The 18,336-nt window shown below is 65.1% G+C and carries 13 protein-coding genes; 8 read left to right on the forward strand and 5 right to left on the reverse strand.

The window, feature by feature from the left end; genetic code table 11:
- Nucleotides 1-18 precede the first annotated feature (18 nt).
- Entirely contained in the window at nucleotides 19-3,528 is a 3,510-nt protein-coding gene (locus AC1ECK_RS28865) for a transglutaminase family protein (protein WP_480325310.1), read from the reverse strand.
- 385 nt (nucleotides 3,529-3,913) lie between these two features.
- Between AC1ECK_RS28865 and AC1ECK_RS28870 the strand changes: the two genes are divergently transcribed.
- The gene (locus AC1ECK_RS28870) at nucleotides 3,914-5,128 is read left to right on the forward strand and encodes a zinc-binding metallopeptidase family protein (protein WP_480325312.1); all 1,215 of its coding nucleotides are present in this window, start codon (nucleotides 3,914-3,916) and stop codon (nucleotides 5,126-5,128) included.
- 129 nt (nucleotides 5,129-5,257) lie between these two features.
- The gene (locus AC1ECK_RS28875; RefSeq protein WP_480325314.1) at nucleotides 5,258-7,684 is read left to right on the forward strand and encodes a tetratricopeptide repeat protein; all 2,427 of its coding nucleotides are present in this window, start codon (nucleotides 5,258-5,260) and stop codon (nucleotides 7,682-7,684) included.
- Between the two features lie 60 nt (nucleotides 7,685-7,744).
- Here AC1ECK_RS28875 and AC1ECK_RS28880 read toward each other — a convergent pair whose 3' ends face one another.
- Both AC1ECK_RS28880 and AC1ECK_RS28885 read right to left on the reverse strand, forming a co-directional pair.
- Nucleotides 7,745-9,028 (reverse strand): DUF3443 domain-containing protein, encoded by a 1,284-nt coding sequence (locus AC1ECK_RS28880; protein ID WP_480325316.1) that lies wholly within the window; start codon nucleotides 9,026-9,028, stop codon nucleotides 7,745-7,747.
- A gap of 10 nt (nucleotides 9,029-9,038) precedes the next feature.
- Complete coding sequence (locus AC1ECK_RS28885; RefSeq protein WP_480325413.1) at nucleotides 9,039-9,488, reverse strand: DUF2844 domain-containing protein; 450 nt, start codon at nucleotides 9,486-9,488, stop codon at nucleotides 9,039-9,041.
- Here AC1ECK_RS28885 and AC1ECK_RS28890 point away from each other — a divergent pair.
- Nucleotides 9,369-9,656: a hypothetical protein gene (locus AC1ECK_RS28890; RefSeq protein WP_480325421.1), complete on the forward strand. Its 288-nt coding sequence runs from the start codon at nucleotides 9,369-9,371 to the stop codon at nucleotides 9,654-9,656. The genes AC1ECK_RS28885 and AC1ECK_RS28890 overlap by 120 nt on opposite strands.
- 459 nt (nucleotides 9,657-10,115) lie before the next feature.
- On the opposite strand, the gene phaP is transcribed toward AC1ECK_RS28890, so the two are convergent.
- The gene (gene phaP / locus AC1ECK_RS28895; protein WP_480325318.1) at nucleotides 10,116-10,535 is read right to left on the reverse strand and encodes a TIGR01841 family phasin; all 420 of its coding nucleotides are present in this window, start codon (nucleotides 10,533-10,535) and stop codon (nucleotides 10,116-10,118) included.
- Between the two features lie 383 nt (nucleotides 10,536-10,918).
- On the opposite strand from phaP, the gene AC1ECK_RS28900 reads away from it, so the two are divergent.
- The 5 genes from AC1ECK_RS28900 (at nucleotide 10,919) to AC1ECK_RS28920 (ending at nucleotide 17,321) form a co-directional block, all read left to right on the forward strand.
- Nucleotides 10,919-12,622, forward strand: coding sequence for a methyl-accepting chemotaxis protein (locus AC1ECK_RS28900; protein WP_480325320.1), 1,704 nt, complete (start codon nucleotides 10,919-10,921; stop codon nucleotides 12,620-12,622).
- Nucleotides 12,623-12,925: 303 nt separating this feature from the next.
- The gene (locus AC1ECK_RS28905) at nucleotides 12,926-14,401 is read left to right on the forward strand and encodes a sensor domain-containing diguanylate cyclase (RefSeq protein ID WP_480325322.1); all 1,476 of its coding nucleotides are present in this window, start codon (nucleotides 12,926-12,928) and stop codon (nucleotides 14,399-14,401) included.
- A gap of 147 nt (nucleotides 14,402-14,548) precedes the next feature.
- Nucleotides 14,549-14,998: a hypothetical protein gene (locus tag AC1ECK_RS28910; protein WP_480325324.1), complete on the forward strand. Its 450-nt coding sequence runs from the start codon at nucleotides 14,549-14,551 to the stop codon at nucleotides 14,996-14,998.
- A 180-nt stretch (nucleotides 14,999-15,178) separates the two neighbouring features.
- Nucleotides 15,179-15,553 (forward strand): DUF2784 domain-containing protein, encoded by a 375-nt coding sequence (locus AC1ECK_RS28915; protein ID WP_480325326.1) that lies wholly within the window; start codon nucleotides 15,179-15,181, stop codon nucleotides 15,551-15,553.
- Nucleotides 15,554-15,734: 181 nt separating this feature from the next.
- Entirely contained in the window at nucleotides 15,735-17,321 is a 1,587-nt protein-coding gene (locus AC1ECK_RS28920; RefSeq protein ID WP_480325328.1) for an SH3 domain-containing C40 family peptidase, read from the forward strand.
- A 117-nt stretch (nucleotides 17,322-17,438) separates the two neighbouring features.
- On the opposite strand, the gene AC1ECK_RS28925 is transcribed toward AC1ECK_RS28920, so the two are convergent.
- The gene (locus AC1ECK_RS28925) at nucleotides 17,439-18,329 is read right to left on the reverse strand and encodes a glycosyltransferase family 9 protein (RefSeq protein WP_480325330.1); all 891 of its coding nucleotides are present in this window, start codon (nucleotides 18,327-18,329) and stop codon (nucleotides 17,439-17,441) included.
- Nucleotides 18,330-18,336: the final 7 nt, after the last annotated feature.

Genomic DNA, 18,336 nt, shown 5'->3' on the forward strand with positions numbered 1-18,336 from the left:
ATTAATTGTTCTTCAGGGTCACCAGTATCGTAAATCCAGCGTGAACGGGAATTCCAGACTGCGTTGCGGCGCTTCCGCCACGAGCGGTCCAGGCGTGTGGCCCATCGTGAAGAAGCGCGCGCGCCGCCGGCTTTCGGCCTCGTACGCGTTGACCGGGAAGGTCTGGTAGCTGCGCCCACCCGGATGAGCCACATGATACTGGCATCCGCCGATGGATCGGCCAGTCCAATTGTCAACAAGGTCAAAAGTCAGCGGTGCGTCCACCCCGATCGTCGGATGCAACGCCGACGGTTGCGACCAGGCGCGGAACCTCACCCCCGCCACGTACTCGCTGACGCGGCCCGTGGATTGCAGCGGCAAAGGCACGCCGTTGACGGTGACCATATGGCGGTTGTCGTTCAGCCCCAGGACTCGCACTTCGAGCCGCTCCACCGACGAATCCACATAGCGCACGGTGCCGCCGGGCGCGCCCTCCTCGCCCATCACGTGCCACGGTTCGAGCGCGCTGCGGATGGTCAGCGTGACGCCGTTGGTCGTGGCCTCGCCCACCAGCGGGAAGCGGAACTCGAAATGCGGCGCGAACCACGAGCGGTCGAAGGCATAGCCGGCCTCGGCAAGGTCGGCCAGCACGTCGTCGAAATCCATCTGGACAAACGTGCCCAGCAGGAAACGGTCGTGCAGTTCGGTGCCCCAGCGCGTGAGCCGCGTGGTGTACGGCGTCTTCCAGAAGCGCGCCACCAGCGCGCGCAGCAGCAACTGCTGGACGAGGCTCATGCGCGCGTGCGGCGGCATTTCGAAGCCGCGCAGCTCCAGCAGGCCGAGGCGGCCGGTCGGGCCATCGGGCGAATAGAGCTTGTCGACGCAGAACTCGGCGCGGTGCGTGTTGCCGGTGACGTCGATCAGGATATTGCGCAGCGAGCGGTCGATCATCCATGCCGGCAGTTGCCCGCCCTCGCGTCCGCCGAGCAGGTCGATCTGCCGCTGCAGTTCGCGGAACGCGATTTCCAGCTCGTAGACCTGGTCGTTACGCGCCTCGTCGACACGCGGCGCCTGGCTGGTCGGCCCGATAAAGAGCCCCGAGAACAGGTACGACAGCGACGGATGGTTGAGCCAGTACGCCACCAGGCTCGCGAGCAGATCCGGGCGGCGCAGGAACGGACTGTCCGCAGGAGTGGCGCCGCCGAGCACGAAGTGGTTGCCGCCGCCCGTGCCGGTGTGGCGGCCGTCGGTCATGAACTTCTCGGTGCTCAGGTAGGTTTCGTGAGCCGACTGATACAGATACTCGGTGTGGTCGACCAGTTGATCCCAGTTCGAAGCCGGATGGATGTTGACTTCGATCACACCCGGGTCCGGCGTCACCTGCAGCATCTTCAGACGCGCATCGCGCGGCGGCGGGTAGCCTTCGATGACGATCTTCATGCCCAGTTCGGCAGCAGTGGCTTCGACCGCCGCGAGCAGGTCCAGATAATCGTCGAGCTCGGTGAGCGGCGGCATGAAGACATGCAGCATCTTGCGGCCGCTGCCGAAGCTCTCGGTCTCCACCTTCGGGCCCGCAGCGCGGGCCGGGTCACGGGCCTCGACGCACAGCGCGGTGCGCGTGATCCAGCTAGCCGATTCGCCGCGCTCCGGCTCGCGCAGCGAAGCTGTGGCGGCAGCGGCGCCGCCGGGGCCGCCGCCTGGCGCGCGCAGTGCAGCCGCGCCGCCCGCACCCGCCACGCCGCTGCCCGGGCCGCCCGCGCCCTGGCCATGCGCCGCGGCGCCGTCCGCGCCGGCGGCAGCGCCCGCGCCGGCCGTGCTGCCTTCATACTGCATGCGCAACTGCGCTGCGCTGCGCAGCGGCGCAGGCGGCGCGAACGGATCGTGCGCGTGCTGGTACGGATAATCGGTTTGCGAAACCCACGGCAGCGCATCGAGCGGCAAGCGGTAGCCCATCGGCGAATCGCCGGGGATCAGATACATCCGGTCGCCGCGGAAGTACCACGGCCCGGTGACCCAGCGCGGCCCCTGCAGCGGCAAGTCGCGCTCACGCGAGAGCGGCAGCACGTAGCCCGTCACCGAGGCGAGACCGCTGTCGTACACACGCCGCAAACGCACCCGCTCCATCTCGTCGTCGAGACGGGAGTCGAACGGATCGACGTTGACCGGCAGGCGGCGCTCGCGCCACAGGTAGTACCACGTGTCCTCGTAGGCGGCCTTGATGAACTGCGTATCGAGCGAGAGCTTGCCGGTCAGGTGAGTCAGGAACCGCCGCGCGTCTTCCGCGGTATGGCTGCCCGGCTGGCGCTCGTCGGCGAACAGCGTGTGGTCCTGCCAGCACGGCTGGCCGTCGGCGCGCCAGTACAGCGAGAGCGCCCAGCGCGGCAATTGCTCGCCCGGATACCACTTGCCCTGGCCGATGTGCAGGAAGCCGTTCGCGCCGTAACGCGAGCGCAGCTTGTCCATCAGCGCGACCGCATAGCTGCGCTTGGTCGGCCCAAGCGCGTCGGTGTTCCATTCGGCGGCGTCGCGGTCGCGCACCGAGACGAAGGTCGGCTCGCCGCCCATCGTCAGGCGCACGTCCATGGCCTCCAGTTCCCGGTCCACGTGCGCGCCCATCTGCAGCACATCGGACCAGACTTCCTCGGTATACGGCTTGGTGACGCGCGGCGTTTCCAGGACCCGCTCGATCGACATCGTGTGTTCGAACTCGACCTCGGACTCGTCGACCGCACCCGAGATCGGCGCAGCGCTGCCCGGCTCCGGCGTGCAGGCGACCGGGATATGCCCCTCGCCCGCCAGCAGGCCCGAGGTCGGATCAAGGCCAACCCAGCCGGCGCCCGGCAGATAGACCTCGCACCACGCGTGCAGGTCGGTGAAGTCGACTTCGGTGCCGCTCGGGCCGTCGAGCGACTTGGTGTCGGGCGCGAGCTGCAGCAGATACCCCGACACGAAGCGCGCCGCGAGCCCCAACTGGCGCAGCGTCTCGACCAGCAGCCAGCCCGAATCGCGGCACGAGCCGGCGGCGCTCGTGAGCGTCTCTTCGGGCGTCTGCACGCCGGGTTCCATGCGGATCAGATAGCGGATCTCGCGCTGCAGGCGCTGGTTCAGCTCGACCAGAAAGTCCGCCGTGACCTTGGGCGAGCGGTCGATACTCGCCACGAATTCGGCAAAGCGCGGCGTCGGCTCGCGCTTGACCAGATAAGGCGCGAGCTCCGCCGCAAGACCAGGCGCATACTCGAACGGGTATTTCTCGGCGGACGGCTCGAGGAAAAAGTCGAACGGGTTGTAGACGGCCATTTCGGCCACCAGGTCCACCGTGATCTTGAACTCGCGGGTCTGCTCGGGAAACACCAGCCGCGCCTGGTAGTTGGCGAAGGCATCCTGCTGCCAGTTGATGAAATGCTCGGCCGGTTCGACGCGCATCGAATACGACACGATCGGGGTACGGCAATGTGGCGCGGGCCGCAGCCGCACGACCTGCGGCGACAGTCCGACGAGGCGGTCATAACGATAATGTGTGACATGGTTCAACGCGACACGTATAGACACACCGGACTCCTGGGCGAAGGATGGCAGCCCGCCAAAAAGCAAGCTTCATGCCGTTGGTAGAAAAACTTGCCGAGCCCGGCCTCGCGGCCGGAAAACAAACCCTGTATTGACAGGCGTGGACCGTGCGCCCTCCCTATGCCCCGGTGCGCGCTGGTGCGTTCGAGTGCCGTCAGAAACTCCTCGCAACCTGCCGCGACGCGCCCGCCGGCCGCCGACATGCGCCGCAACAGGCGTTTTCCGGCGGCACGCACCAAAGCGGCGCACTCCACATGCCCCATCATGCACGTAATGTGCGTTAAACCAGTGACGTCTGGCAAATGCGGCATGAAGATTGCGGTGGATGTCGCGCCACTCGCCCCCTCTCCGCCCGTTTGAGGCCCACGCCATGCGAACCTTCCGGTGCAACCGCTGCGAGCAGCTCCTGTTCTACGAAAACGTCCGCTGCGAACGCTGCGAGGCGTTGCTAGGCTATCTGCCTGAACTGGGCGAGCTCACCGCCTTCGAAGACGCGGGCGACGGCCGCTGGCGCAGCCTCCATCCGCAGGCCGGCGGTGCACTGTATCGCCAATGCCGCAACTACGCCGTCGAAAACGTCTGCAACTGGATGATCCCGGCCGACCAGCCCGGCACACTATGCCGCTCCTGCCAGTTGACGCGCACCATTCCGAACCTCGCAGCGCCGCACAACCGGCTCTACTGGTACCGCCTCGAGGTCGCCAAACGGCGCCTGCTCTATACGCTGACGGCGCTCGGTATCAAGGTGATATCGCGTCAGGAAGATCCGCAGACCGGGCTGGAGTTCGAGTTCCTCGAAGAGGGCGCGGACGGCGAGAAGGTGCTGACCGGGCACGACAACGGCCTGATTACGCTGAATATCGCGGAAGCGGACGACGCAGCCCGGGAACGCATCCGCGCCGCCATGCACGAGCCCTACCGGACGCTGCTCGGGCATTTCCGGCACGAAACCGGGCATTACTATTTCGACCGCCTGATCGCCGGCACGCGCTGGCTGAAACCGTTTCGCAGGCTGTTCGGCGACGAAAGCGTCGACTACGCCGAGGCGCTCGACGCCTACTACCGCGATGGCGCGCCGGCCGACTGGGCGCAGTCGCATGTCAGCGCCTACGCGACGATGCACCCGTGGGAGGACTGGGCGGAAACGTGGGCGCACTATCTGCTGATCGTCGACGTGCTCGACACCGCCACCTCCTACGGCGTGGCGCTGATCCCGCGCGACCCGGCCGGGCCGACGCTGACCGACCAGACACCGGTGGAAGACGCCAGCTTCGATAATCTGATGAAACGCTGGTTTCCTCTAACCTATGTCCTCAACAGCCTGAACCGCAGCCTCGGGATGCCCGACGGCTACCCGTTCACGCTGGCCCCGCTCGTGGTCGACAAGCTACGGCTGGTGCACCGGGTAATCGCGGCGCAACCGATTGCGCAACCCAAAGAGCAAGCAGCCGCGCGTCCGGGCGCGCAAGCCGCGCCGCGCACCGATACCGCTGCGGCGCAGCCTGTATCCGATTCCGCTGCAGCCACGGCGCCGGCCGTCCCGCCGGGTTCCACTGCCGACTCGACAGGCACCACTTCTCCGTAATTTATTGCAACCACTAGTAAATTTTGGTAGTAAAGTCACGGCTATTCTGCTCGTTCGACCGGATAGCCGCAGGCTCGGCCCGCGCGCTCCGCACTTATCGCCACCCCTTCGGAACAAGGCAGGACCTCGATGCGGACCGACCAGTGTCTGGCGTTGGCCAAAGAACGCCATCTCGCCGGCGACCTCGCAAGCGCGCGCACGCTCTACGAAACCGTCCTCGCCGACGAACCGGCCAATGCCGATGTGATGTTTCGCCTTGGGGTGCTCGGGCTGCAATGCGCAGCCTACGACGAGGCGCTAACGTGGCTCGACCGCGCACTTGCAGTGGCGCCGCAGGAGTCCCGCTACCATTTCGCACGCGGCCAGGTGCTCTCGGCACTGGGACGTTTCGCCGATGCCGTCGCGACCTATCGGCGTCTGCTGGCCTTCGACGCCACCTCGGCCGATCTCTGGTTTGCGCTCGGCAACGCGCTGCAGTCGGGCGGCGACCCACGCGCCGCCGCGGCAGCTTACGAGTCGGCGGCCGCGCTCGACCCGGCGCAGGTCGACGCCTTGAACAACCTGGGCAACTGCCATCGTCAGCTCGGCGCGCCGGAACTCGCCGAAGCCGCTTACCGCCGCGCCCTCGCGATACAGCCGGAGCACGCCAGCGCGCTGACGAACCTCGGCACGCTGCTGCAGGCACAAGGACACATCGACGCCGCGATAGAACGGCTGAGCGCGGCGCTACGCAGCGCGCCGGACTCGCCCACCTGTCTGCTCAACCTCGGCGTGGCCCTGTGCGAGCATCGTCAGTTCGAAGAAGCCGCCGCGCTCCTCGCGCGCACGCTCGAACTGGAGCCGCGCTTTCCCGAAGCGGCCTACAACCTCGGCAACGCGCTTCACGCACTCGGCCGGCGCCGCGACGCACAGGCGCAGTACCGCAATGCCATCGCACTCGACCCGCAGCATGCGGACGCCCACAACAACCTCGGCAACGTCAGCAAGGAACTCGGCGAATACCAAGCTGCTGCGGAGGCGTTCGACGCCGCGATCCGTGCGCGGCCAGGTTTTGTGGCGGCGTATAACAACGCCGGCAACCTGATGCGCACACTGCGCCACACCGCCGACGCCGAGGCGCTGTTCGAAGCCGCGCTACGTATCGATCCGGCTCATTCGGCCTCGCACAACAATCTCGGCAACGTACTGAAGGACTGCGGCGTGCTCGATGAGGGCATCGCCCACTATCGCCGCGCGGTGGAATGCGATCCGGGCAACGTGGTCGCGCACAGCAACCTCGTCTACGCGCTGACGTTTCAGGCCGAGCACGGCGCGGCGGTCCTCGAGGAATGCCGCCGCTGGTCGGCGCAGCATGAAGCGCCGCTGCGCGCCGCACGGCAACCGCATACCAACGACCGTGCCGCTCAGCGGCGCCTGCGCATCGGTTACGTCGGGGCGGACTTTCGCGAGCATTGCCAATCGTTCTTCACCGTGCCGTTTTTCTCGCATCACGATCATGCGCAGTTCGAGATCTATTGCTACGCGAGCGTCGAGCGGCCCGACGCGCTCACCCGGCGGCTTGCCGGCTATGCCGACGTATGGCGCGACGTGCGCGAACTCGACGACGAGCGCCTCGCGCAGCAGATTCGCGCGGACGGCATCGATATCCTCGTCGATCTGGCGATGCACATGGCCGACGGCCGGCCCTTGCTGTTCGCCCGCAAGCCGGCGCCAGTGCAGGTAGCCTGGCTCGCCTACCCCGGCACCACCGGGATCGAGGCGATCGACTATCGCCTGACCGATCCTCACCTCGATCCGCTCCCCCCGCATGACCTGACGGCTCCGTCCGGCGCGCGGGAGTCAACCGCGCCCGACAACCACTACACCGAACGCTCGCTGCGCCTGCCCGACTCGTTCTGGTGCTATGACCCGTTGACGGACGAACCGGCCGTGAATGCATTGCCGGCGCTGACGGCGGATCACCTGACGTTCGGATGCCTGAACAATCCGTGCAAGCTCACCGATCGCACGCTGGCCATGTGGAGCGCGGTGCTGCGCGAAGTCGCGCAGGCACGCCTGCTGCTGATGGCGCCGGCGGGCAACGCGCACCAGACTCTCGCGCGGCGCATGGAACGCCAGGGCATCGACATGCAGCGGGTCGGCTTCGTGCCGTTCCGGCCGCGCGCCGAATACCTGCGCACGTATCACCAGATCGACCTCGGGCTCGACACGTTTCCATACAACGGCCACACCACGAGCCTCGACTCGCTCTGGATGGGTGTCCCGGTTGTCACGCGGGTTGGGGAAACCGCTGTGGGACGCGGCGGGTTGAGCCAGCTCGTCAATCTGGGCCTGGAGAACCTGGCCGCGTACTCGGACGAAGCGTTCGTGCGCATCGCTGTCGAGCTGGCCGCGGATCGGGCGCGTCTCGCGGAACTTCGGCAGAGCCTGCGGCACAGGATGGAACAATCGCCGCTGATGGATGGCGCGCGCTTTGCCCGTCATGTCGAGGCGGTTTATCGGCAAGTGTGGCGGAACTGGTGTGAGGCTCGAGCGGAGGCAAGCTCGCTTGCCTAACGAAAACGGCCCCGCACGCGGGGCCGTCTGACCTGATACCTTAATCTCACCTGCCGCCAATCAGTACGCGATATACGGCCCGGTGCCGCCCGGCGTCGCTTGCTGCTCGACCGCGGCATACACATTGCGGCCGTAGAAGAACGGCAAGCCCCAATCGAAGATGGTCGACGTGACGAACGCCGGCCCGGCCAGCAGCGGCATCACCGCATTGCCGCTATAGGTCTGCGAGAGCGTCGTGGCGTTGCCCACATCGAACGATACCGAACTGTTGATGCCGTTCACTCCCTCGATCACCGCACTCAACTGCGTGGTCGAGGCCGGGCAGTAATACGAACTGTTCGGGCTGGCGCAGGTGGGCAGCGCACCGGTCTGGAAGAACAGGCCGGTCGAGCCGCTGTCCACAATGCTCTTCGTGTAGGTCATGCCGTTCTCCACCGTCGAGAAGGTCCCGTTGCTCGGACTGACGCCGATCACCTGAGCGCTCCCCAAGCCGTTATTGCTCTGCGTGCCGATGCCGAACACCAGTTGCCCGGTCAGCGACGCTTCGCTGTTCGAAGTGGCCGCCGGCAACATCAGGATCGACCCGTTATTGTCGGTCGCGAAGTAGGGAATCGGATTCGCCACCTGCAAAGCTTCGGCCACCGCCAGCGACGTGCAGGTCGTTCCCGCACAGCCGTAGTAAGTCGCCGGCACCGCCTGCCGCACGCAGTTGGCGCCGCAATCGTGCTTGAACACCCCAATGCCGAGCACGCCGTTGGCGGCCAGCGCGGTGGGCGTGCTTCGCGAAGCGCCCACGCTGCTGCAATCCGAAGGCACGGCGCTGTAGTTCGGATCGATCACCTGAACCGGCAGCGAAGCGGCCTTTTCGCCGCCGATCTGCACGTCGGCGAGCCGTACCGAGCCCCACGTATAACCATCGAAGAACTGCATGCATTCGGCCAGTTGATTGCCCGCGGCATCGTGCTCTTGCGGCAAGGTCATCGAAGCCGGCAGTTGCGACGCAAACACGCGCAGGCCCCACGAACCCGTATCGACCAGCACGTGATCGATGGTTTGACACTGCGTCGTACCCGGCGTACAGACGGTGACGCTGACGAAGGGCATATTCGGCACGCCGATCAAGCCCCAGTCGACCGTCACCGTTGCCGCATTGGCGGCCAGCGCCGGCGTCGAGGTCGAGGTCGAGGTCGACGCGGTGGTGGTGGCCGACTGCGTCGAGGTCGACGCGCTCGAGTTGCTGGCGCTCGCACTGCTGCCCCCGCCGCCACCTCCGCCGCATGCGGCGAGCAGCAACGCGAGAGCGGCGGCGCTCAGTAGCTTGAGGAACGAATCTGATGCTCGCATGATCGCCCCGCTATTGAATGACGCTGACATCGACGCCCGCAGGCACCGCTTCCGGCAGGTATGCGTGGCCCGCGAAGGCGCGCAAATGACCGCCTGAGAACACCACCAGATCGCTGTTCGATACGGCGAGCGGCGTAGCACGGCGCGTCGCCGTGGCGGCCACGTATTGATCGAAGGCGGCGCCGAGCGTCGTCTTCAGGTCCGGCAAGGTCGGCCCTTCCCAGGCCACACCGAACACCGTGCCGTTCGGCGCGACATACTCGCGCACCACCGTGCCCGAGGGCAGCGTAATCAGATGAACCGTATACGCAGCTTGCGAAGTCGCGCTATGTGCCGTGGCATGCATGAGCACCTGATCGTTGCCGATGCTGCTGACGTTCTGACCAAGGGCGGCCTGTGCGGGCAAACAAAAGACACAGCTTGCCCCGAGCATTGCGCAAGCAATGCTGGTATGAAGCATCGTTTTCAAGTGATTTCCTTCGAGGTGAAAACGCTCGTGATCCACCGTGCCGATCGCGAACGACGAATAAGGGGCGCACGCCTCGACCGGCGGGTACCGGTGCTTCAATCACGCCTGGAGAGGCTGCGTGAATGCGTCTACGGAGTGGCGGCGCGAAACTTTAGGTAAGAAATGGACGTTCGCAATCGTTTGGCACGCGCTCCAAACCGCCTGACCGACGCGAGCTGTTTGAATTTGAAGATAAGCACCGCGACTGGCGGTGCCTGTACGGCGATTCGTGCCTGCTGGGGCGTTTTAAGCGAACGGCATCAGAAAAAATAAGGGCCGCTGTAAAAAAACCAGTGCGGCGAGCAGATGTGTTCGCCGTATTAAACGGGCATTGAATAAAGCAGCCAGATTTCGGCTCCTCATACCTTTCGTTCTGCGAACCTTATTTTCGTATGAAGAATGAGACAGGCCCAGCAACATCTCAATGCAATGATTTCGTGCACGCTGCGACGGGCCGAATTGCGAATGCTCGTGCTGAAATGAAAAATGCCGGCGCTGACCGATTGTTTCGGATCGACGCCGGCATTGGGCTCGACCCGCACGCATCGAATGCACGCGTGGGTCGATACCGCCGTTCTGTTACTTCTTCGGCTGCAACAGGGTCTTGAGTTCCTGCACGTTCTCTTCAACGCGTTTGGCGATCACGGCATACGACTCCGCTTGCGACTGATACGCTGCTTGCGCAAGCTGCTGCATATCGGCCAACGCCTTATGCAAGGTTTGCTGCACCAGTTCGGCCGTTTGCGTGGGCGCCCCGCCGGTCGCGGAGAACTGGCCGGCCAGCGACTGCAGCTCGCCCAGCGTCGAACGCAGCATGTCGGCCTGCTTCTGCGCGAGCGACTGCATGCCCTGCAGGGCCGCCTGATTCGCCGTTACCAGCGCTTCGACGTCCTTGCGTCGCGCTTCCATGATGGCGGGCACGTCGAAGCCAGGTAGCTTGAACTGCTCCAGCATTTTGGTGAATTCGCCAAATGGATTGGCGGCGTCCGGTCGTTCCATGCTTGTTCCTCCTGGGCCGTTAAGTACAGACCAACCGCGCGGCAACGATGGCCCGTGGGCCGATGAATGGGCATCGGTCGGTCTCGCGTGTGCCTGCGGATCATGCCTGCACATGCCGCCATCATGCGCTTTCTGCATTCATTGCGCCAGCTAAGGGACAGACCTGGCGTGAGTGCAGTGGTGCGTCTCCGTAATGCAGTGAAAGGAGCCCGTGAATCTCGTGGCGAGATCGGACAAATCTTCGCTGCGTGCCTCAAGAACTGATGCTGCGTGTCGTTTACACAAGTACACCGCTGCGTAGCATAAGGTTTTCGTCAGACAAAACACCGCACGCAACCGCCCTCCGCAGAGATCGATTTTTCCCATCGTGTACAGGTATCTGAATGAATAAGCTGACGAACACAATCAAGTTCAAGATCATTCTCGCGCTCGGCGCGTGCATCGTCTTGATGATAGGTATCGGATTGATGGGCGTTCGCGGACTCGCGGCCCTAAGCTCGGATATGAGCTCGATGTACACCGGCAGCACAGTGCCGATCGAGGACCTGGCTGCTACGCAAGCGGACGTGCTGAAGATTCGTCTGTCGCTGAGCCGTCTGCTCACCATTCACGACCCGAGCGAAGCCAAGCAGGCGAGCGAAGGTATCCGCGACCTGCAGAAAAAACTAAACGCCTCCTGGACCGACTACTACCCGGCCAAGGTCTCCGATGACAACGAGCGCAAAATCGCCGATCAGATCGCCGCGCAATTCGGCGATTTCAAATCGCTGACCGACACGGCGCTCGCGGCCGTCGACAGCGGCACGCTCGACGCCGCCGCCGCTGATCTCGTCAAGATGCGCGATGTGGGTATCAAACTCTCCGACGCCATCGACCGCGACATCGAGACCAACGGCACCCAGGTCAAGGACATGGCCGACCAGGGCACGGACACATATCACACGTTGCTGTGGATCTCAATCGGTGCAATCGTGCTGGGCCTGATCGTGGCGATCGCCGCCTCGATCTATCTGTTGAAGGCGATCATCACGCCGCTAGGTTCGGCTGTCGAGGTCGCGCAGCGCATCGCCGAAGGTCAGCTCGAAAACGAACTCACGATTCATTCGAAAGACGAATTCGGCCATCTGCTCGGCGCGCTCAAGCAGATGGACACGCATCTTGCCGATATCGTCCGCGGCATCAAGAGCTCGAGCGAGTCGATCATGGTGGCCTCCAGCGAGATTGCCGCCGGCAACATGGACTTGTCCTCGCGCACCGAGGAGCAGGCCGCCTCGCTGGAAGAAACCGCGGCCAGCATGGAACAGCTCACCGCTACCGTCAAACAGAACTCCGAAAATGCGCGCCAGGCCACCACATTGGCCGGCAATGCCTCGGACGTGGCGGATAAGGGCAACGCTGTGGTGGAACGCATGCTGGTGACGATGGGCGACATCACGGCAAGCTCGGCGAAGATTGCCGATATCACCACGCTGATCGAAGGCATTGCTTTCCAGACCAACATTCTCGCCTTGAACGCGGCGGTGGAAGCGGCACGTGCGGGTGAGCAAGGGCGCGGCTTCGCCGTGGTGGCCGGCGAAGTGCGCAGCCTCGCGCAGCGCTCGTCCAGCGCGGCAAAGGAAATCAAGGATCTGATCCAGAGCTCGGTTGCGACGATCCACAACGGTTCGTCGCAGGCTGAAGAAGTGGGCCGCACGATGGCCGAAGTGCAGCAGGCCATCAAACGGGTCGCCGACATCAACGCGGAAATCTCTGCGGCGTCCGACGAGCAAAGCCGCGGCATCGAGCAGGTCAATCAGGCCGTCGGGCAGATGGACGAGGTCACGCAACAGAACGCGGCCCTTGTCGAAGAGGCGTCGGCGGCAGCGCAATCGCTCGAACAGCAGGCGGCGCAGCAAAAACGCGCGGTTTCGGTGTTCAAGGTCACCGAGAGCAAATCGGCCACAGCGGCACCGCGCACCGTCGCCGCCCCGGCCAAGGCTCGCGCGCCGCTCGCGCGACCGGCGCCGAAGCGGGCGCCGGCTGTCGTCGCCAAACCGGTTGCGGCGCTCGCCGAAGCCGGCGGCTCCGAAAGCTGGGAGACGTTCTAACCTGTGAAGAACCGAGCGGTGCGCAATCGTGCCAGGCGCGATTGCGCACCGCCTGACCGAACGCGCCGCGTGCGACCTCTCTTACTGACTGGGCCCGGAAGACTCCGTAAGATTGCGCCGATAGACTCGGGCCGCCTCGCTAACCGGCATTGCAAATCCCTTGTCGAGCCGCGACACGTAACGCGCTCGCAATGAGCCGGCCCACCCGACCTTATGCAAACCAGTGACCGCGCCCCACCCCTGCCCGTGCGGGGCTTACAACGTCTGCGCAGGTATTTCGGAGCTCGCCTGACCCGCGTTGCCGTGCTGGCGGGACGCCATCCACTGGCGGTCGGCGCGCTGGGCAGCCTGCTGGCGCTGGGCGCGTTTGCGCTCACCCTGGTCACGCTGGCCGCGGGGCGGCAAGACGCACTCGACCGTGCGCGCGATACCTCGCGCGGTGCGATATCCATTCTGAGTAACGACGTCCAGCACAATTTCGAGTTGGCCGACCTCTCGCTGCAGGCGGTCGCGGCGGGATTGCACGACCCGCTCGTGATGCAACTCGATGCGGATGTCCGCCACAAGGTGCTGTTCGACCGCACCACCAGCGCGCACGAGATCAGCGCGGTATCCGCGCTGGACGCCAACGGCAACGTCGTCGAATACGGTGCGAACGCACCGCCCCAAGCGAATCTCGCGGATCGCGACTACTTTTACGAGCACCAGCAGCACCGCGATCTCGGTCTCTATTTTTCCAAGCCTTACCACTCGCGCCTGCGAGGCGACGTAGGCTCGATCGCGCTAAGCCGCAGGATCGACAACGCGGACGGCTCGTTTGCCGGGGTTGCCGTGATCGCCGTCAACCTCGACTATTTCCAGGCGCTTCTCGACAAGCTCGAGGCCGGCCCCCACGGCGTCAGGATGATCGTGCGCGCCGACGGCACGATCGTGGCGCGCAGCCCGCAGATTACCAGCTCGAAGGGCTTCTTCACGGTTCGCTCGGCGCCCCTTCTGAAACTCTTGCAAAGCCCGGGCGGCTCGTTCTCCGCGGTCTCGCCATTCGACGGCATTACCCGCCTCTACACCTTCGCGCGCATCCCCGGCACACCGCTGATCGCCGTGGTCGCGCCCGCCGAACAGGACGCGCTCGCCGAGTGGCGACGTCGCTCCGAAATCGTCGGCGCATCCGCGCTGCTGGTGTGCGGCACGTTTATCGTGGTGATCTGGCTACTCGCCTTCGCCTTGCGTGACCGCGGCGCGATGCAGTCTCGACTGGAGCACATGGCGCAGACGGATTCGCTCACCGGCCTCAACAACCGGCGCGCCCTCGACAGAGTGCTGCTGACCGAGTGGCAGCGGATGCAGCGGACCGGACGCGAGTTGTCGGTCCTGTTCATCGACGCGGATCAATTCAAGCGGTACAACGACCAGCACGGCCATGCCCTGGGCGACCTGGCGCTGCAGCGCATCGCCGCCGTTCTTGCACGCCACCTGAAACGCCCAGGCGACAGCGCCGCCCGTTACGGCGGCGAAGAATTCGTGGCGATCTTGCCCGATACGGACGAGCGCGGTGCACTGAATGTCGCCGAAGCGATTCGCCGCGAAATCGAGGTATGCCACAGCGCGGACGCCAAACGACGCATTCCTGCGATGACCGTCAGCATCGGCTGCGGCACGGCGCGCCAGGGCCGCGACACCTCGCTCGATGCTTTCATGCGGCGCGCCGATGCCGCGCTCTACGTCGCCAAGACCTCCGGGCGCAACCGCGTTGCGGCAGCCGGGTCGGCGAGTCTCTGAGCGCTAGCGCGCGAGACAAGAACGGCGAGTGCAAGAGTCTGTAAGTTACGTATAGGCTGCAGTAACCCTACAGGACACCATCTCGACTATCGTGTTGAAATGATCGACGCACTGTCGCGCCGACCTTGACTCGATGGAATCGACAACATGAAAAAGGCCATTCCGACCGCGGCGCTGCGCGCCGCTGCAGCCGCTGCTTTGACCGTGCTACTGGGCGCCGCCGCCTCATCTGCAATCGCCCAGGACGCCCCGCCGCCGGAGCACGGCCAGCCGCCCCACTTCGACGGCATGCCGCCGCACGGCCCGGGCTTCGCGGTCGTCAACGATCTGGAACAACTGCGCCGGCTGTACGCGATGACCGGACACGAAAGCGAGATGATTGCGATCTATCATGATGTGTTGAACAAGACCCAAGACCCGATGTTGCGGCACTTCGTCTACGACTCGCTGGCGCGCGAGCAACTGAAGCCGGCCAATCCGGATCAGGCGATCGCGACACTGCGCACGAGCCTCACTGAAGATATTGCTGCGGCCAACCGCGAGCCGCACGGCGACCATCCGGGCGCCGATGCGCCGCCGGCGCCCCTAAAGCAATAAGCGTCAGTGCATCAGAAAGCTCTCGCGCAGTTCGCCCTGGCGGGAGAACTGCGCGGCCGGTGAGCGCGGCATGACCGCCGCCGCACGGGATGTGGCGCCCGCTTGACTGCGCGTGTGGCTACGGTGGTACGTCGTCACACGCTGCAAGCGAGCGTTTGCCGGCCACCGTTCGAGGACACCATGCTTGCCCTGGCGGACGCGGTACTCACCGTGCATGCCCTGCTCGCCGCGTTCATCGTCGGCAGCCTGCCCGCCATCTGGATTGGCTCGCTGCGGCACTGGGGATGGGTGCGCAACTGGACGTTCCGCATCACGCACCTGTTCGCCATCGGCGTGGTGTCGCTGCTGTCCGTGCTGGATATCGCCTGTCCATTGACCGTGCTCGAAGACTGGCTGCGCACCGGCGCAGTCGGCTCGCAGGGCTGCATTCAGCGCTGGGTGGGCCGGCTTCTGTTCTACGATCTGCCTGCCTGGGTGTTCACCCTCGCGTATGTGGCGTTCGCCCTGCTGGTGCTGATGACATGGTGGCGTGTGCCGCCACGGCAACGTGTGTAGTCTTCGCGTGTGTGGTCTTCTTTTAGCAGCGGTTTTGCGGGGGTTTTCAGAGGGTGCTGCCACGAACACGGTCGTGGGTCCTGCCGCATCTGTTGCGGCCGCCGCCGCATGATGCGAATCCACCAACTCGACACGCAGACCATCGTATCATCTGCACCTTGGCCACCCACCGTCGAGCATCATGCCGTTTGCCGCACTGCCCTGTATCGAAGCCGTCGTCCTGAAGCTGCGCCGGCTCGCCCTGCCGTCTTCGCGGCGCCGTAGCGCCAACACCCGCCTGCGCCTGCCCACCGTCGCCTTGTGCCTCGCCCTCGCGGCGTGCGCCACGCCGCCGGCGCCGTCCGCCGGCGAAGCGCGCATCGATCCGGTCAGCCTGTTCCCGATGCAAGCCTACGATCAGGATGTCGATCACTGGATCGACCCGGCAAGCACCGGCTACGATCAGCCGTTTCTGAGCGCGGCGGACCAGCATACCCACTATGAAGCATTGCGTGCCCGCTACTTCGGCGCCGGCGCCGACGATCCTTCGCCGTGGAACCCCAGCTTTGTCGACACACGCGTCTACCGCGACGGCGGAGCCGATATCGCCGCACTGCAGCGCCGCCGCATCGAGGAATTCGACAACACCGGCAAGGCCGCTCGCGAACTCGGCTACGGCCAGAACTTCCGGCCTCACACGCAAGCCTGGATCGATGCGATTGCGCAAAACATGGACGTCGGCCAGTTCCAGCAAGCGCCCGGATATTCCGCCGCGCATCGCGCGATTGCGACGGATAACGCGCTGATCCGCGAACTGCCGACCCGCGACCCATCGTTCTATGACCACCGCCTCGCCGGCGAAGGCTACCCGTTCGATAACCTGCAGATCTCGGCCGCCCGTCCCGGCACGCCGCTCTACGTGCTGGGCAGCAGCCGCGACGGCGGTTGGTACTACGTCCAGACACCGGATGTGCAAGGCTGGGTCCGCAGCGACAAGGTCGGCATGGTGAGCCCCGGGTTTGTCGATATCTGGCGCAGCGCTGCGCGCAACGGGCTCGCCGCGGTGATCGCCGCGTCGGCGCCTGTGCGCGACAACCAGGGCGTGTTCCGCTTCGATGCCCCGGCCGGCACCCTGCTGCCGTTCGCGCCGGGCGATCATCCGGGCGAGCGCGGCGTCATGGTTCCCGCCCGCGACGCAAACGGCAATGCCGTCGCACGCATCGCAGAACTAAACGATACCCAGGCCACCACGGCGCCACTCAGCGCTACCCCGCATCACCTGGCGCTGCTGCTGAAAGCCTTGATCGGGCGTCCGTACGGCTGGGGCAACATGGACTTCTACAACGACTGCTCGTCGGAGACGCAAAGCATCTTCGCGGCATTCGGTATCTGGCTGCCGCGTCATTCGTCGACGCAGATGAGCGCAGGACGCATGACCGATCTGTCCGCCGCCACGCCGGCCGAGCGCCTCGACTACCTCGTGAAGCATGGCGTGCCGATGCGCACGCTGATCTATATCGGCGGCCACGTCATGCTGTATCTGGGCAACGTCACCCACGACCACCAGCTCGTGCCGCTGGTCTATCAGGACGTCTGGGGCTTGCGTCCGGCGGACAACAGCCGGCGCGCGGTGATCGGCGGCTCGGTGATCCTGCCGCTGCTCGCGCAATACCCTGAGGATCCGAGCCTGCAATCGCTGGCGGCGACGCCGATTTTCCAGGTCAGCATCATCGGCGCGCCGGTTGAAGGCACGCCCGTTCAGCCCGACGACGACAATCCCGCCGGCTGAGCCTGCGGCCCGGTCTGCGCGGGCTTAGCGCGCGGCGCAAGCCGCGCACTGCCGGGCAGTCATGCATCCATCAGGCCCTAGGGCCTGTTCACGCTAATAACGGGCTTGCGCTGGCCGCTAACCCGAGCGCCCCTCTTCAAGCCGCAAACGGTCGAACGAACGCAACACGCGGCGCCCGGTCAACGCCAGTTTCCAGTAGCGCTCCTTCAACCCACCGACCACAAACAGGTTGTACGGCAGCACGATCTCGCCGCGCCCCCAGTTGGGCCGCCAGGTCCGCGCGATGCCGCGGCGCATGAACAGCGACAGCGTCGGCACGCCTAGCGCGGACGCCAGATGCCCGAGGCCCGAATCGTTACCGATAAACCACCCCGACTCGGCAATCCACGCCGCCACTTCGGCCAGCCGGTCGAACGAATGCAGCCGCTGCGCCGCGTCCCGATCCATCAGCCACGTCTGCCGCTCGCACGGCGCCACCAGCAAGGTAGGCTCAAAATCGCGCTGCACGAGTTTGCGCACCAGCGCGACGAACTTTTTGCGCGGCCACATTTTTTCGATGTGACTGCCGGTCGGATGAATCGCCACCCGGCGCTCATACACCCGAAACCGAATCCAGTTCGGGACCGTGATGCCGTTATCCCGCGTGACGTCGGCGAGCCCGAATACATCGCGCGCCACCGCGACAATCATGTCGATCATGTGCCCGTGGGACTGAAAGGCCTCGAAGCGGACCATCTCGCACACTTCGCCATCGGCGGCGCGCGACGCCCCAGGCGCCGTCGCGCGTAGCTGGATCACCAGGTCGAACGGTTCGGCCTCGTCCCGCTCGTCGCGCACATCGATACCTGGGAACCAGTCGGCCAGATCCTTCACCACCCAGCTAAAGACCGTGGGCCGGTAGCCATTGCGAATCAGATTGTTGACGAGCACCATCATCAATAGCGTATCGCCGATCGCCGTCGGCATCACGACGGCGATCGACGCAGCAGCTTCAAGCTTCGCCTTCATCCTTCAA

Source organism: Paraburkholderia sp. SSBN10T, assembly GCF_056619545.1.

Coding starts and splice junctions, on each gene's coding strand:
- AC1ECK_RS28870 (WP_480325312.1), top strand. CDS start 3,914: ATGCGAACCTTCCGGTGCAACCGCTGCGAGCAGCTCCTGTTCTACGAA.
- AC1ECK_RS28875 (WP_480325314.1), top strand. CDS start 5,258: ATGCGGACCGACCAGTGTCTGGCGTTGGCCAAAGAACGCCATCTCGCC.
- AC1ECK_RS28880 (WP_480325316.1), bottom strand. CDS start 9,028: ATGCGAGCATCAGATTCGTTCCTCAAGCTACTGAGCGCCGCCGCTCTC.
- AC1ECK_RS28890 (WP_480325421.1), top strand. CDS start 9,369: ATGCATGAGCACCTGATCGTTGCCGATGCTGCTGACGTTCTGACCAAG.
- AC1ECK_RS28885 (WP_480325413.1), bottom strand. CDS start 9,488: ATGCTTCATACCAGCATTGCTTGCGCAATGCTCGGGGCAAGCTGTGTC.
- phaP (WP_480325318.1), bottom strand. CDS start 10,535: ATGGAACGACCGGACGCCGCCAATCCATTTGGCGAATTCACCAAAATG.
- AC1ECK_RS28900 (WP_480325320.1), top strand. CDS start 10,919: ATGAATAAGCTGACGAACACAATCAAGTTCAAGATCATTCTCGCGCTC.
- AC1ECK_RS28910 (WP_480325324.1), top strand. CDS start 14,549: ATGAAAAAGGCCATTCCGACCGCGGCGCTGCGCGCCGCTGCAGCCGCT.
- AC1ECK_RS28915 (WP_480325326.1), top strand. CDS start 15,179: ATGCTTGCCCTGGCGGACGCGGTACTCACCGTGCATGCCCTGCTCGCC.
- AC1ECK_RS28920 (WP_480325328.1), top strand. CDS start 15,735: ATGCCGTTTGCCGCACTGCCCTGTATCGAAGCCGTCGTCCTGAAGCTG.
- AC1ECK_RS28925 (WP_480325330.1), bottom strand. CDS start 18,329: ATGAAGGCGAAGCTTGAAGCTGCTGCGTCGATCGCCGTCGTGATGCCG.